10 protein-coding genes are annotated in these 15,860 nt (G+C 58.0%); 8 read left to right on the top strand and 2 right to left on the bottom strand.

The features are described 5' to 3' along the window. The first annotated feature begins 87 nt into the window (after positions 1 to 87). The 5 genes from EYC79_RS16470 to EYC79_RS16450 all read left to right on the top strand — a co-directional run bounded on the left by EYC79_RS16470 (position 88) and on the right by EYC79_RS16450 (position 8,137). A complete protein-coding gene (locus EYC79_RS16470; RefSeq protein WP_130978663.1) occupies positions 88 to 3,015 on the top strand; it encodes a valine--tRNA ligase in 2,928 nt (975 codons plus the stop codon). A 404-nt stretch (positions 3,016 to 3,419) separates the two neighbouring features. Next, positions 3,420 to 4,649, top strand: a complete 1,230-nt coding sequence (locus EYC79_RS16465) for an OmpP1/FadL family transporter (RefSeq protein ID WP_062599991.1) — start codon at positions 3,420 to 3,422, stop codon at positions 4,647 to 4,649. A gap of 157 nt (positions 4,650 to 4,806) precedes the next feature. Further along, complete coding sequence (locus tag EYC79_RS16460; RefSeq protein ID WP_130978662.1) at positions 4,807 to 5,166, top strand: hypothetical protein; 360 nt, start codon at positions 4,807 to 4,809, stop codon at positions 5,164 to 5,166. After that, positions 5,160 to 5,954 (top strand): exopolysaccharide production regulator ExoR, encoded by a 795-nt coding sequence (gene exoR / locus EYC79_RS16455; protein ID WP_062424253.1) that lies wholly within the window; start codon positions 5,160 to 5,162, stop codon positions 5,952 to 5,954. Before EYC79_RS16460 ends, exoR begins: the two co-directional genes overlap by 7 nt. 197 nt (positions 5,955 to 6,151) lie before the next feature. Then, positions 6,152 to 8,137: a methyl-accepting chemotaxis protein gene (locus EYC79_RS16450; protein ID WP_130978661.1), complete on the top strand. Its 1,986-nt coding sequence runs from the start codon at positions 6,152 to 6,154 to the stop codon at positions 8,135 to 8,137. Between the two features lie 87 nt (positions 8,138 to 8,224). Here EYC79_RS16450 and xth read toward each other — a convergent pair whose 3' ends face one another. Together xth and erpA are read right to left on the bottom strand one after the other, a co-directional pair. Then, positions 8,225 to 9,019, bottom strand: coding sequence for an exodeoxyribonuclease III (gene xth / locus EYC79_RS16445; protein ID WP_062441952.1), 795 nt, complete (start codon positions 9,017 to 9,019; stop codon positions 8,225 to 8,227). 84 nt (positions 9,020 to 9,103) lie between these two features. Continuing rightward, positions 9,104 to 9,433, bottom strand: a complete 330-nt coding sequence (gene erpA, locus EYC79_RS16440; RefSeq protein ID WP_062599987.1) for an iron-sulfur cluster insertion protein ErpA — start codon at positions 9,431 to 9,433, stop codon at positions 9,104 to 9,106. Between the two features lie 175 nt (positions 9,434 to 9,608). On the opposite strand from erpA, the gene EYC79_RS16435 reads away from it, so the two are divergent. The 3 genes from EYC79_RS16435 (at position 9,609) to EYC79_RS16425 (ending at position 15,837) form a co-directional block, all read left to right on the top strand. Further along, positions 9,609 to 10,826, top strand: a complete 1,218-nt coding sequence (locus tag EYC79_RS16435) for a deoxyguanosinetriphosphate triphosphohydrolase (RefSeq protein WP_130978660.1) — start codon at positions 9,609 to 9,611, stop codon at positions 10,824 to 10,826. A gap of 62 nt (positions 10,827 to 10,888) precedes the next feature. After that, positions 10,889 to 12,646, top strand: a complete 1,758-nt coding sequence (gene argS / locus EYC79_RS16430; RefSeq protein ID WP_062600573.1) for an arginine--tRNA ligase — start codon at positions 10,889 to 10,891, stop codon at positions 12,644 to 12,646. 68 nt (positions 12,647 to 12,714) lie between these two features. Beyond that, on the top strand, positions 12,715 to 15,837 hold the full coding sequence (locus tag EYC79_RS16425) for an SPOR domain-containing protein (RefSeq protein ID WP_130978659.1): 3,123 nt from the start codon (positions 12,715 to 12,717) through the stop codon (positions 15,835 to 15,837). Positions 15,838 to 15,860: the final 23 nt, after the last annotated feature.

Here is a 15,860-nt window from a genome sequence, read left to right as displayed (position 1 = left end):
CCTGATGCCGCGTCGGCAGCTGTTGACTCTCAACCTGCCATCCTTATTTAAAAACCAAAAATAGAACTCCAGATTTCAGGCCAGGAAATGCTCGATAAGACCTACGATTCCGCTTCCGTAGAACCCAAAATTGCCAAGGCCTGGGATGAGGCCGATGCGTTTCGCGCCGGCGCGAACGCCAAGCCGGGTGCCGAGACCTTCACAATCGTCATTCCGCCGCCGAATGTCACCGGCTCCCTGCATATGGGCCACGCGCTGAACAACACGCTGCAGGACATTCTGGTCCGTTTTGAGCGTATGCGCGGCAAGGATGTTTTGTGGCAGCCGGGCATGGACCATGCGGGCATCGCCACGCAGATGGTCGTCGAGCGCAAGCTGATGGAGAACCAGCTTCCGGGCCGTCGCGCCATGGGCCGCGAAGCCTTCATCGATAAGGTCTGGGAGTGGAAGGCCGAATCCGGCGGTTTGATCTTCAACCAACTGAAGCGCATTGGTGCGTCCTGCGACTGGTCGCGCGAACGCTTCACCATGGATGAGGGTCTGTCGAAGGCCGTTCTCGAAGTCTTTGTTACGCTTTACAAGCAGGACCTGATCTATCGCGGCAAGCGTCTGGTCAACTGGGACCCGCATTTCGAAACGGCCATTTCCGACATCGAGGTCGAGAACCGCGAAGCCGACGGCCATATGTGGCACTTCAAATATCCGCTGGCGGGCGGCGAAACCTACACCTATGTCGAGAAGGATGCCGAGGGCAACATCGTCTTCCAGGAAGAGCGCGACTATATCGCGATCGCGACCACCCGTCCGGAAACCATGCTGGGCGACGGTGCTGTTGCCGTCCATCCGTCCGATGAACGCTATGCGCCAATCGTTGGCAAGCTGTGCGAAATTCCTGTCGGTCCGAAGGAAAGCCGCCGCCTGATCCCCATCATCACCGACGAGTACCCTGATCCGACCTTCGGTTCCGGTGCTGTCAAGATCACCGGCGCGCATGATTTCAACGACTATCAAGTCGCCCGTCGCAATAACATCCCGCTCTATCGCCTGATGGATACGCAGGCGCAGATGCGCGATGATGGCGAGCCTTATGCGCGTTGCGCAGAACTTGCCGGCGAAATCACCCGCTCCGGCAAGCTGCCGTCCGAAGCCGATGTCGACGCCATCAACCTCGTACCCGACGAGTATCGTGGTCTTGACCGTTACGAGGCGCGCAAGCGCGTTGTAGCGGCGATCAACGCCGATGGTCTTGCCGTCACGGTGAAGGATGCTGAAGGCAACGACGTCCCTTACGTCGAAAACAAGAAGATCATGCAACCCTTCGGTGACCGTTCCAACGTCGTCATCGAGCCGATGCTGACGGACCAATGGTTCGTCGATGCAAAGACGCTTGCCGAACCTGCCATGGAGTCGGTTCGCGAAGGACGCACGAACTTCGTACCGAAGAACTGGGACAAGACCTACTTCGAATGGATGGAAAACATTCAGCCATGGTGCATCTCGCGCCAGCTCTGGTGGGGCCATCAGATTCCTGCCTGGTATGGTCCCGATGGCCAGGTCTTCGTCGAAAAGACCGAGGAAGAAGCGCTTGACGCTGCCGTTCAGCATTATCTTGCCCATGAAGGCCCTTGGAAGGCCTGGGTGCAGGAGAAGCTTGAGAACTTCAAGCCGGGCGACATCCTGACGCGTGACGAAGACGTTCTCGACACATGGTTCTCCTCCGCGCTTTGGCCGTTCTCCACTCTCGGCTGGCCGGACAAGACGCCGGAGCTTGCGCGCTATTACCCGACCAACGTTCTCGTCACCGGCTTCGATATCATCTTCTTCTGGGTCGCGCGGATGATGATGATGGGTCTTCATTTCATGAAAGACGATGCCGGTCACGCCGTTGAGCCGTTCAACACCGTCTATGTCCACGCGCTGGTTCGCGACAAGAACGGCCAGAAGATGTCGAAGTCCAAGGGCAACGTCATCGATCCGCTGGAACTGATCGACCAATATGGTGCCGACGCGCTGCGCTTTACGCTTGCCATCATGGCGGCGCAGGGGCGTGACGTGAAGCTCGATCCGGCACGTATTGCCGGCTACCGCAACTTCGGCACCAAGCTGTGGAATGCCACGCGTTTTGCCGAAATGAACGGTGTGAAGCTTGATCCGCACTTCCTGCCGGAAGCGGCAACGCAGACGATCAACCGCTGGATCCTGACCGAGCTTGCCAACACGGCAAAGGAAGTCACGGCTTCCATCGAGAGCTACCGCTTCAATGATGCGTCCAGCACGCTTTACCGCTTCGTCTGGAACCAGTTTTGCGATTGGTATCTCGAACTCCTGAAGCCTGTTTTCAACGGAGAGGACGAGGCAGCCAAGGCAGAAGCGCAGTCCTGTGCGGCCTATGTTCTGGAAGAAATCTACAAGCTGCTGCATCCCTTCATGCCGTTCATGACGGAAGAACTTTGGGCACATACAGCGGGCGAGGGTGCGGGCCGCGATCAGTTGCTTTGCCACGCCGACTGGCCGGCACCAGAGTTCACGGATGAGGCGGCTGCGGCTGAAATCAACTGGCTGATCGATCTCGTCTCCGGCATTCGCTCCACACGTGCCGAAATGAACGTACCGCCAGGTGCCACCGCACCGCTGGTTGTCGTCGCTGCCAACCCGACGACCGAAATGCGTCTCGACCGCCACTCCGCCGCGATCCGCCGCTTGGCCCGCGCCGACGAGATCCTGGCTGCCGACACAGCACCGAAGGGCTCGGCACAGATCGTCGTCGGCGAGGCGACCGTGTGCATCCCGCTTGGCAATCTCATCGATGTCTCTGCTGAACGGAGCCGTCTCGAGAAGGCAATCGGCAAGTCGGAGGCCGAACTGGAGCGTATCGACAAGAAGCTCTCGAATGAGAAGTTCGTCGCCAATGCCGATCCGGAAGTGGTCGCAGCCGACCGTGACCGCAAGGCTGAACTCGAGCTTCAGATCAAGAGCTTGAAGATCGCATTGCAGCGGGTCAACGAAGCCGGTTGATCTGACGTCGACGCAAGCTAAAAGGCGCCTTCTCAACGGAGGCGCTTTTTTTTATTCTCGTGGCAGGCAAGCTTAGTTGAGTCGCCGAGAAACGGCTCACGTCGTTGGGTCCCAACCAAGTTCCTCAGAACGTGACAGAAATCGGACTTTTTTGAGCGAAAACTATGAATGTTGTGTCGCGGTCACACATGTGACCCGCAGGGCAAATATTTTCTTAAATTGGGCGTTTGGTGGTCTCGGATTGGAAGAATATTTCGATTGGACGCTGATTTTCGTCTGACTTCGATTATTCACGTAAAGCTTTGATCAAAGTCACCTCGGATGCTGAGACCAGGGGTGCATTGTCATTTTCTCCAAAGCATTTCAATTTCTAGTCATTGCATTGCCTTTGATTGGGGAGAGAGATGGCAAAACGAGTTTCAATTATACACGGTGCGGTGTGCCTTGCTGTCGGCATCACTTCTGTCACGCCTGCATTTGCGGGTGGCCTTGAGCGCGGCGGTTATAACATTGACCAGTTGTTCGACGCATCGCCCTTCACGTTTCAGTCCGGGGTCACCTACGTCGCGCCCCAAAGAAAGTTGAAAAACGCGCGAGATGGGGCCGCTGGTAATGCGTTTCCGGGAGGCGTTACAACTGCAGACGATACTGAAAATTACGCGATTCCATATGTGGGATTTAAAGGCAGTTATGGCGACGTTGACTGCTTGGTCGATTACTCACAGCCTTTTGGAGCTCATCTCAATCCGGGATCAAACTGGGCTGGCGCCCAAAGCAATATCGAAACAAAACTGCGGACAGATAATTACGGGCTGACGTGTTCGTACAAGTTTGATGCAGGCCCTGGTCAGTTTCGATTTATTGGAGGCGGCTTCTATCAAGAGATCGAGGGCTTTAAGACTCGAAACGTCCTGTATCTCGGACCTGGTTCGCCTCCAGCAGGCAACGGGAGACTTGACCTCGGGGACGAGGCGTGGGGATGGCGCGCTGGTATTGCTTATGAAATTCCGGAATATGCGCTCCGAACGAGCTTGGTTTACAATAGTAGGGTGAAGTACGATCTTACAGGAACACTCGACCTTACGCAGGTTCCAGTGGTAAACCCCTTTACTGGCAGGCGCTTCAACGTCGTAGGATCTGCGGAGGCCCCAGATTCTTTGGAACTGAAGTTTCAAAGTGGCATCGCTCCGGACTGGCTGGCATTTGGTTCGGTAAAGTGGACTAACTGGAGCTTGATCCAGTCTATTCGGTTCTGTGAAGAGAATGGTGCTTTTGGCTGCCCTGCTACGGGTGTCACGTCGCTCGATCTGCTCTACAGGGACGGCTGGACTGTAAGCGGCGGCATCGGCCATAAGTTCAACGATAAGCTTTCAGGTGCTGTTAGCGTGACCTGGGACCGGGGTACAAGCACCGGCATTGGCGCATCGTCTGACACATGGACACTTGGTGCAGGCGTTCAGTATGCCGTTACAGATAATATTGAATGGCGTCTGGGCGCGGCCGTCGGTGTGCTGACTAGCGGTAGTTCTGGTCAGGTCACGCGCGGCGGTGTCACGTACGGTACCGACGCGACGTACGACTACGGCAATGACGTTGTTGCTGCGATCAATACATCGGTAAAAGTGAAGTTCTAACTCTCTAAAAACACTCAATTGAAACCCGGTCGTTCTCGGCCGGGTTTTTTTGTTGCCGATCGGCAATATTGTGACGATTTGGCAACAAATTCCTGCAACCTTCACGTAGCGTAAGAATGTGGTCGTATTTGTCCATTTCCCGCCACAAAGCATGTGCTTGAGTGCTGTCGACGGCGCGGGAATAGAAGAATATGCAGACATCAAAAGTGGTGCTGCGGAAGTGGTGGAAGTGAAAACAGGTGCGGATTCAGGCTTTAAGCAAGTAAAGATGGGTTGGTCCCGTCAAAGCTTGTTTGGTGGAGTCCAGACGGCAAACAGACGCCGTGATGTTGCCGGAAACGGTGCTTATACCTGTGCTCATGAGATTGCTGATGTATTACCGCTCAGGACCACCGGCAGCACATTGAAAGCTGTTGCCGGAACGACGCAGTGTGTTGAGAGATCGCGGCCCGCTATGGACGTAAGGTTCGCCTTCGCCATGTGCGGGAAGAGTGAGAGAAGTTCGTTGAAATGCTGAGATGTGACATCAACGTTTTGAAACCGCTATGTCTGGGGCTGATGCTCGCATCGCTTTCAGTGCCGGTTCTGGCATTCGATATCAATTCAGGCGTTACCAAGGAATCGGGCCCTTTCGATCTCTTCAAGTTCGGCTTCAAGTCCTACAAGAATGGCAAGAAGGAAGATGCTGTCGAGGCGTATCGCTACGCGGCTGAAAAGGGTCATACCGGCTCTCGCTGGGCTCTTGCCAATATGTACGCCTATGGTGATGGCGTCGCCAAGAACGACTTTGAAGCCTTCAAGATTTACAGCGAGATTGCCAGCCAGGGCGTGGAGCCCGGTTCGGAAGACACGGGCTTTTTCGTCAATGCGTTGCTGTCTCTCGCCGATTATTACCGGCACGGTATTCCCGGCAGCCCTGTGAAGATGGATCTTGGCCAGGCACGCCAGCTTTATTTCCAGGTCGCATCGACCTTCGGTGTGGCCGAGGCGCAGTTTCAACTGGCCCAGATGATCCTCGCGGGCGAAGGCGGTCGTGCGGATGCACAACAGGCGAAGAAGTGGCTGAACCAGGCTCGCAAGCACGGTCATGCCGGCGCCATGTCGATCTTCGGCAATCTGCTGTTCCAGGAAGGACAGACCGTTCGAGGACTGGCCTTCATGACCGCCGCGCTGGACAAATGCGCAGCCGCGAACTGTGTGTGGATACAAAACCTTCAGGAGCAGGCTTTCTCTGTCGCCGCTGAGGATGACCGTCGCGTCGCAATTCAACTTGCACGCAACATCTCCTCCGGGGATGCTGATTAAGCAGACCTCCGTCCAATTTCCAGGCTTTCTATTTCAGCGAACTCTTAGTCGTTCACAATAACGTTATATTAAACATAGAGAGCGACCATAGGTTGCTTTCGTGTCTCCTTCTACTCTTGCGGGCTGAATGAATCGCGCCCGCGTTGCTCCACAAAGCATGTCCTGTCATCGTGAATTTTCGTCAATGGGACGCTGCTATGGCGTTGGATTTTTCCCGCATTCGTACCAAACTCGCCCTCATGTCAGGTACGGGCGTTGTCCTTGTTCTGACTGCTTCGGTGACGGGCTGGTTTCTCTCTCAATCCGTGGACGCCGCTGTCTCAAAGGGGCGCGTTCAGGCTGACCTCGCCCGCAACATGGTGGACATGAAGGCCTCGCTGCGAGGCATGGAAATCGGTGTGGCAGACATAAGGTTAGCGTCAACGCCGACTGAACTGAAAGACGCGCAGAACTACACGACAAAACGCCATGAGTCGGCAGTCAAATATCTTGAGCTTGGAACAGCCGCGATGGTTGCTTCCAGCAATAAGGAAGGCGCTCAGAAAATTTCCGACGTGCTCGCAAAATACAGCGCTGACGTCGGAAAGCTCGCGACCGATCGTGCCGCAAACGCCGATATCTCTCAGCAGCTTCCTCCCTTGAAAAATGCGAGCGCTGAACTGGCATCGCTGGCTGATGAGATCGTCAATGACGCGAAAGCGAGATCGGAGGCGGCCAATGAAGAACGCCGGCAGCTTCAGGCGCTTGCGTCCACGATTACCATCATTCTCTCAGGCCTCATGGTTCTGCTGATGATCGTCTCCGCCTTCTTTGGCCGCCGGGCCATTGCGACGCCGATTACCAGAACCACCGATTGCATGAAGACGCTGGCGGACGGTGATTTGTCCGTCGCGATCCCCTACACCGACAATAAGGACGAGGTCGGTGATATGGCCAGAGCTGTTCTGGTGTTCAAAGAAAATGCAGTGAGGGTTCGTGATCTTGCGGCTCAGGAGGCCGCACTCCAGGAGCAGAATGCGGATCTACAGAGCAATATCGCCCAAGTCGTCTCTTCTGCGGTTGCGGGTGATTTCTCCGCTCGCATCAGCAAGCGTTATGAGAACCCGGACCTCAATCGCTTCGCGCTCAGCGTCAACGAACTGGTCACATCGGTCGACCGCGGTGTGGCAGAAACCAACCGCGTGGTTGCGGCGCTTGCGGATGGCGACCTGACGGAATCGATGCAGGGTGATTTCCGTGGTGTGTTTCTCGAACTGCAGCGCAACGTCAACGCAACGATGGACAGCCTTCGCTCCGTGATGATGGAGGTCCGTTCCGCAATCGACATGATCAGGAGCGGGGCGGGCGAGCTGCGCATCGCCTCTGACGACTTGTCGAAACGCACCGAACAGCAGGCGGCTTCGCTTGAAGAGACGGCAGCGGCACTCGAGGAAATCACGTCGGCCGTGAAGAACTCCACCGCCCGCTCGAGCGAAGCCTCCGAAATGGTTGCGCAGGCCCGCCAGAGCACCGAACAATCGAGCAATGTCGTCAGGAACGCCGTCTCGGCTATGGGGCGCATCGAGCAGGCATCCAATGAGATTGGCAACATCATCAATGTCATTGACGAGATCGCCTTCCAGACAAATCTTCTGGCATTGAATGCGGGTGTGGAAGCCGCCCGTGCCGGCGAGGCTGGTAAGGGCTTTGCTGTCGTGGCGCAGGAAGTGCGGGAGCTTGCCCAACGGTCAGCAACAGCGGCGAAGGACATCAAGACGCTGATCGTCAGATCCCGCAATGAGGTGACTGCCGGCGTATCGCTCGTGACAGAGACCGGTGGGGCGCTGGAAGCGATCCGGGACCATGTCGGGAAAATCGATGAACATGTTCATTCGATTGCCACCGCCTCGAAAGAGCAGTCCACCGGCCTCAGCGAAGTGAACGGCGCCGTCAATCAGATTGATCAGACGACCCAGCAGAACGCGGCGATGGTAGAGCAATCCACAGCGGCGACCAGCAAGCTTGCTGACGAGGCAGTCAACCTCAGCAATCTCGTGGCCCGCTTCAAGACGGGGAGCAGTCCAACTGCACCGGCGCAGACAGCAGCGAACTCCCAGCATCATGCGCCAGTGAGGAGGCCGACCGTATCGCCATACCGCGGCAATGCAGCGGTGGCCATGAAGAGCGAGTGGGAAGAGTTCTGACCTGCAGTCTCTTCCGAGACTAACGAGGCACGGGGCCGGGCGTGAGATGATCGCGTCCGGCCTCATCCCATTTTATACGCCGCGATGTCAGGCTGCTTCGAAGTCAAAGTAGCCGGAGACCGGCACGTGGTCGGATGGCTTTTCCCAGGCGCGGACATGTTTCTCGATGGAGACGGAATGCAGCCTGTCCGCTGCCTCCGATGACAGCATCAGGTGGTCAATGCGGATGCCGTTGTTCTTCTGCCAAGCGCCTGCCTGGTAATCCCAGAACGTGTAGAGCCCGGCCTCGTCGGAGGTGGCGCGGGTGGCATCGGTGAGGCCAAGATTTTCGAACCTTCTGAAAGCGGCGCGTGTCTGCGGCAGGAACAGGGCGTCGCCGGCCCATACCCTTGGGTCATGGCAGTCGAAAGGCTCAGGAATGACGTTGTAGTCGCCGGCCAGAATCAACGGCTCTTCCAGTTGCATCCGCTCTTCGGCAAAGCGGCGCAGCCTCTCCATCCAGGCCAGCTTGTAAGGATACTTCACCGGATCATCCGGCGGGTTGCCGTTCGGCAGATAGAGCGAGCAGACGCGGATGACACCGCCCTGCACGGAAAACACACCTTCGATGAAGCGCGCCTGTTCATCACTATCGTCACCCGGCAGGCCGCGATTGACCTCATCGGGGCGCATCTTGGAGAGAAGCGCGACCCCATTGAAGCCTTTCTGGCCGTGGGTTTCCACATGGTAGCCCAGCGCTTCGATCTCGAGGCGCGGAAAGTTTTCATCGACGGATTTGATTTCCTGAAGGCAGGCAATATCAGGGCTCGAATCCTTCAGCCATTCGCAGAGGTTTTCGATGCGCGCCTTGACGCCGTTGATGTTCCAGGTGGCAATCTTCATCGCAGGTTCCATTCCGTTTGGACCCTGTTTTACTCGATGAGGCGGCGAAAGCCACCGGTTTTCACTGTTTCAACAGGAAGCGCTCTAAATCGAAAAGCTGGTCCCGCAACCGCAGCTGGCAACGGCGTTGGGGTTCTTGATCTGGAAAGACTGGCCGAGCAGGTTGTCGACAAAATCGATTTCAGAACCGGCCATGTAGACGATCGACATGCTGTCGATCAGCACCTTTGCGTCGCCGCGCGATATGACGATATCGTCGTCGGTCGGGGCGCCGTCGAGGTCGAACTTATAGGAAAAGCCCGAACAGCCGCCGCCTTCGACGGATACGCGGAGCGCCTGCTTGCCCGCCTCGGCGGAGACGATCTGGGCGATTCGTTTCGCAGCGGATTCAGAGAGTGTAACGTCTGTGGTCATGTCGTTTCTCCAACCGGGGTCAAGAACCGGAGAGCAAAGTTCTGTGTAAGACCGATTATAAACCAGTCAAATTCACCGTCTATAGCGTTACCACCAGCAAACGCGCTTTGCGGCAACCTTCGCGATAGGTATGAAGGGCAGTGTAAAAGGTCAATGGGCCGATGGCAGGACAGAGATGATTATCGATCAGCGTGCGTTGGGTTTTGGTAGCGGAGAGAGAGCGGTCTATGCCGCCGATCCATGGACGACGCGCGGGCGCCTGTTTCCCGAGACCTCCAGCCTGACGCGCTCCGAGTTCCAGCGCGATCGCGACCGCATCGTTCACACGACGGCCTTCAGGCGCCTCAAGCACAAGACGCAGGTGTTTATCAGTCCCGATGGTGACCACTACCGCACGCGTTTGACCCATACGATCGAAGTGGCGCAGATTGCCCGTGCTCTTGCCCGTGCCCTGAAGCTGGATGAAGATCTGGCGGAAGGCGTGGCGCTGGTGCATGACTTTGGCCACACGCCCTTCGGTCATACCGGTGAAGATGCGCTGGATGCGGTGTTGAAACCCTATGGCGGCTTTGATCACAACGCCCAGTCACTGCGCATCGTCACCAAGCTCGAGCGGCGCTACGCCGAATATGACGGCATCAACCTGACCTGGGAAACACTTGAAGGTCTGGTCAAGCATAATGGCCCGTTGTTGAATGCGGCGGGTGACGGGACGCATGGTCCTGTGCCGCTGCCGATCCTCGAATATTGCCAGCTGCAGGATCTGGAGATCGGCACATTTGCCAGCCTGGAGGCGCAAGTCGCCGCCATTGCCGATGACATTGCCTATAACACGCATGACATCGACGATGGTCTGCGTGCAGGTTATCTGACCTTCGATATGCTGGAGGAAGTGCCGTTTCTCTCAAGCCTGATGGCCGAAGTTCGGGCAAAATACCCGTCGCTCGATGACGATCGCTTCGCACATGAGATCATGCGCCGTCAGATCACGCGAATGGTTGAAGATGTGATAGGCGTTGCGCAACAGAATCTTGGCAGTCTAAAGCCGAAAAGTGCGGCCGACATTCGCGCCGCCGACCGCACCATCGCGACCTTTTCGCCGCCGATGGCTGAGACCGACAAGCAGATCAAGAAGCTGCTCTTCGGACATATCTATCGCCACCCGGACATCATGCGCATACGCGCAGGCGCGACACAGATCGTCACCGATCTTTTCCATCGCTACATGGAAACGCCAGCGGAGATGCAAAGCCACTACTGGGTGGACAGCATTCCCGGCATGACCGAGGCTGCCAGAGCCCGCCATGTTGGCGATTATCTGGCCGGCATGACAGACAGTTATGCCCTGAGAACACACCAGCGGCTGTTTGACCATACCCCCGATTTGCGATAGGCAGCGCGCAATTGCGAAGCCAATACTAAATGAATGAAAGCCCTTCGCGCAGGTAGATGACCATGAACCTTTTTGCCGATTTTGACGCACGAATCAAAAAAGCTCTCGAGACGATCGATCTCGTCAAAGCCCATCGCGATGCTGTCGATTTTGGCCGTGTCACCGTGGAATCGCCACGCGATCCAAGCCATGGCGATGTCGCGACCAACGCGGCCATGGTGCTGGCAAAGCCACTCGGCACCAATCCCCGCGCGCTGGCCGAGTTGATCGTTCCGGCCCTTGAGCAGGATGCCGATGTCGATAGCGTCAATGTTGCCGGTCCCGGTTTCATCAACATTCGCGTATCGGTCGGCTACTGGCAGCGGCTGCTGGCCGGCATGATTTCGCAAGGTCTGGATTTTGGCCGGTCCACGGTAGGAACGGGTAAGAAGATCAACGTCGAATATGTGTCCGCCAATCCGACAGGGCCTATGCATGTCGGTCACTGCCGCGGCGCTGTCGTTGGTGATACGCTGGCGAACGTGCTCTCCTTTGCCGGCTATGACGTGACCAAGGAATACTACATCAACGATGCCGGGTCGCAGATCGATGTGCTGGCGAAGTCGGTATTCCTGCGTTACCGCGAAGCACTCGGCGAAGACGTCGGCACGATCCCGCCCGGTCTTTACCCCGGCGACTATCTCGTTCCCGTTGGAAAGGCACTGGCGGATGAGTACGGCATCAAGCTTCGGACCATGCCGGAAGAACAGTGGCTGCCGATCGTCAAGGACAAGGCAATCGATGCGATGATGGCGATGATCCGTGAGGATCTCGCGGCATTGAACGTCAAGCACGATGTGTTCTATTCCGAGCGGACTCTTCATGCTGGTAATGCCGGCCCGATTCTTTCTGCCATCAACGACCTGACCTTTAAGGGTCACGTCTACAAGGGCACGCTGCCGCCGCCGAAGGGCGAGGTTTCGGAAGATTGGGAAGACCGCGAACAGACGCTCTTCCGCTCGACGGAGGTGGGTGATGATATGGATCGCCCGCTGATGAAGTCAGACGGCACCTATACTTACTTTGCAGCCGACGTCGCCTACTTCAAGGACAAGTACGATCGTGGCTTCTCCGAGATGATCTATGTGCTCGGTGCCGACCACGGCGGTTACGTCAAGCGTCTGGAGGCGGTTGCGCGCGCCGTTTCCGAAGGCAAGTCGAAGCTCACCGTGCTGCTCTGCCAGCTCGTCAAACTTTTCCGTGATGGCGAGCCCGTCAAGATGTCGAAACGCTCCGGCGATTTCGTTACATTGCGGGACGTCGTCGACGAAGTCGGACGCGATCCGGTGCGATTCATGATGCTCTACCGGAAGAATTCGGAGCCTCTGGACTTCGATTTTGCCAAGGTAACCGAGCAATCTAAAGACAATCCGGTATTTTATGTGCAATATGCTCATGCCCGTTGCAAGTCGGTTTTCCGGCAGGCTAACGAGGCGTTTCCGGGGCTGGATCTGGACGTTTCCGCTCTTTCTTCCGGATCGGTTTTGATTAACGATGTCAATGAGTTGCAGTTGATCGCAAAGCTGGCGGAATATCCCCGTCTGATCGAGTCTGCGGCACAGAATCATGAGCCGCATCGCTTGGCATTTTACCTCTACGATCTGGCCAGTTCCTTCCATGGACACTGGAACAAAGGTAAAGATCAGCCGGAATTACGTTTTGTTAACGATAAAAACCGAGAATTGAGCGTTGCCAGACTAGGGCTGGTGAGTGCTGTCGCAAATGTGCTGAAGTCCGGATTGACGCTTTTGGGAGCGGATGCGCCTGACGAGATGCGATGACATCCCTCACCATTATTTGCTCACAATACGCTGGCAAGTGCTGTGATGCGTAGATGGTGGAACACGTAATGGTCGAAAAAAATGTCGCGTATAACCGAGACTCTCGGTCGCAGGAATTCGCTGACAACGATCCCCTGGCTCAATTGGCGCAACTCGTCGCGCAAGAGGATCGTCCTCCCCATGTCGCTCCCCTGGCTGCGCAGAACGCTGCGCCGCCTGCCGCGCGCCGGGAGCCGGAATTCAACCTCGAGGATGAGCTGCTTCGCGAGTTCGCCGTCTATGACGCGCCGCGCCACGAGCCCATCGCGCTGGATCCCGCCAACGACGTGCGCGCGCCCGTTCCGGTCAACGAGTTCATGCAGCGGGTTGAATCGGTGTTCTCCCGCCGCGAGCCCGAGGTCGAGCCGGTTGCGCCACAAGTCCCTGCGGGCCATGAAGACTATCTGGTCACGGAGCACGCTGCACCAGCACCCCGTTCCGATCTGAGAGACGATTTCAGCGACGACCCACACTCGGTCGCTGCTGTGTTTGATGTCAATCATCGCGACCAAGCACCAGAACCCCGTGAACCGGCCTATGCCGCGGCCCCCGAGGCCGTCGTAGAAGCTCCGGTTCCTGCTGCTCTTTCACCTGAGCCCCGCGCTTACGAACAGCCGGTCCAGATGCAGCAGCCGGTCGCTGCGCCGCAGCCAGCCGCGCAGTACCAGCCAGCCCCTGTTCAGGAGCCGGATTGGGAGCGCATGGCGGAGACATCCGGAGAGACGGCGATCGATCTCGCCAGCGAACTGGAAATGTCGGTCGCCGATGACGCGCCCTCTCTCCAGCCGACCGCGCCATCGCTGCGCAAGTCCTCGCTCGATTTCTCCAGCCTGCGGTTGCCGCTTGCCAATTTCGGCACGACCCGGGCGACGCCTGTCGCTCCGAAGGCTCAGCCGCAGCCTGCTCCAGCGGCGATCCCAGCCGTTGAACCACGCGCGCCTGTCGCCGATGAATTGACCGCCGATGTGCTCGCAGGTCAGAAGATGTCCGCCATGGACGAGCTGATCTATGACGTTGCACGCTACGAGATCAGCAACAAGAGCGTCGATGCTGCTGCGCCTGTTGCCAGAATGGAGCCGGTCGTCACGGCTGCCCCGATCTTGCCAGCCGTCGAGCCGGTGATCAAAGCCCAGGCCGTCAAGCCAGCGCCTGCACCCGTCCGCGCAGAGCCTGTTTTCGAAACGCCTGTTGCGGCACCAAAGCCAGTCGCACCGCAACCGGTTGTCTCGGCGCCTGCCGCGCCTGCGCCGGTCGCTGCTGCCCCTGTCGCTCCAGCCCAGCGTATCTCTGCACCGGTCGCGCCAGCGCCTCGCGCTGAAGCACCGGCTCCCATCGCAGCCCCTTCTGCTGCCGATGACTTCGATGCTTTCAACGACTCTGATTTCGAGCTTGCGCTTGAGGATATCGATTTTGACATCGATTTGTCCGAGATCGCCAATATCGAAGTGGCACCTGCACCCGTCGCCCCGGCTGCGCCTGCCGCCCAACCTGCGCCTGCCCCAAAGTCGGCGCCAGTCATGCAGCCGAAGCCAGCTGCGGCACCGATTGTCGCCGCTGCACCTGTCGCTTCCCGCTCGCAGCCTCAGCCGGTCGTTGAGCGTGCGCGCTACGAGGAACGTCGTCCTGCAGCGCAGCAACCAGTTGCACCTGTCGCGTCGCTGGAAAGCCTGCCTTTCGATCCGAGCCAGATCGGTGAGACCGAGGATGCGCCTGAAACCATCACCGAGTTGGACGTTCCGGAATTGCCCGTTGGCGTTTTCGAGCCGAAGCCGGTTGCGCGCCGTCAGGAAGAAGATCTCGATCTCGACACCGAGCTTGCCTCGCTGTTTGCCTCGCCTGCTTCCGGTGGTCTTGATCGTCACAAGAATGGAGCGCCGCGTCAGGCACAGCCTCAGCCGACACAGGAAGAGGTAGACGAGTTCGAGCGTGCGCTGGAGCAGGACTTCCGCCGCAGCATGCAGGAGGCGGCAGAAGGCCGCCTCGGGTCGCAGACACGCGAAGATGCCGCTCCAGAGCAGCAGGTTCGTTATGCCGAGGATGAGCGCGAAGGCGGTGCCCGTCGTTGGTTCGTCCCAATGGCAGCGGCTGTCGGTCTCCTTCTCGTCGGTGGCGGCACCTACGCGCTGATTGGTGGCGGTTCCTCCCACATGGGTTCGAACGGCGCGCCGGTGATTATCTCCGCCGATAGTGAGCCAACGAAGGTTGTGCCGGAAAATCCGGGTGGTCGCGTCGTACCGAACCAGGACAAGGCGGTTTATGATCGCGTTGCCGGTGCCGCACCGTCCGACCCCAAGCAGCCATCGCTGATCTCGACCAATGAAGAGCCTGTGGATGTCGTGCAGCGCACGCTCATTCCTGAGCAGCTTCCGATGGAAGACGAAGCCGACCAGATGCAGGACGGTACGTCCACGCCGGTTGGCGAAACGGAAGATCCGCGCCTGCTCTCCCGTGGCGAGAACACCCAGACCGCAGAACATAACGGTCAGTCCGGCGTGAATGTTTCGCCCCGCAAGGTGCGCACCATGATTGTCAAGCCGGACGGTACGCTTGTTGCACAGGAAGTGCCGGCACCTGCGGCTGAAACACCACAGCAGGATAAGGTCGAAGAACTGGCGGCTCCGGCAACCACGGAAAAGGCACCATCGGTACTCGCCACCTCTCGTGTTCCCGTGACGCCGGAGCAGCATGCCCAGGCAGCGCAGACCTCGGCTCGTCCGGCACCTGCCGCGGCTCAGCCGGCCCAGACCCAAACGGCTGCACCGCTTCCAGCGGCCCGTCCGTCCAGCCAGCCTGCAAACGTGGTTGCCACCGTGACCAATCAGGGTAACGTCCGTCCGGCGGCACCGGCCCAGCCCGCTCAGCAGACTGCATCCGCTGCTCCTGCAGCGGCAACCAGCACGCCGTCTTCGGGTGGCTATTACATCCAGATCGCATCTCTGCCGAGCCAGGCAGAAGCGCAGAAGTCCTATCAGAACATGTCGGCGAAGTTCGGCTCTGTCATCGGTGGACGTGGTGTAGACATCAAGGCTGCCGAAATTGCCGGCAAGGGCACGTTCTACCGTGTTCGCATCCCCGCTGGTGACAAGAACGAAGCGGCGGCATTGTGCGAACGCTTCCGCTCTGCTGGCGGCAGCTGCCTCGTCGCCCGCTGATCGCGAAACTCAAATCCAAAAGC

Source organism: Agrobacterium cavarae, from assembly GCF_004310285.1.
GTDB lineage: Bacteria > Pseudomonadota > Alphaproteobacteria > Rhizobiales > Rhizobiaceae > Agrobacterium > Agrobacterium cavarae.
Note: the sequence above shows the minus strand (reverse complement) of the source record. Positions and strands in the feature narration are given on the sequence as shown.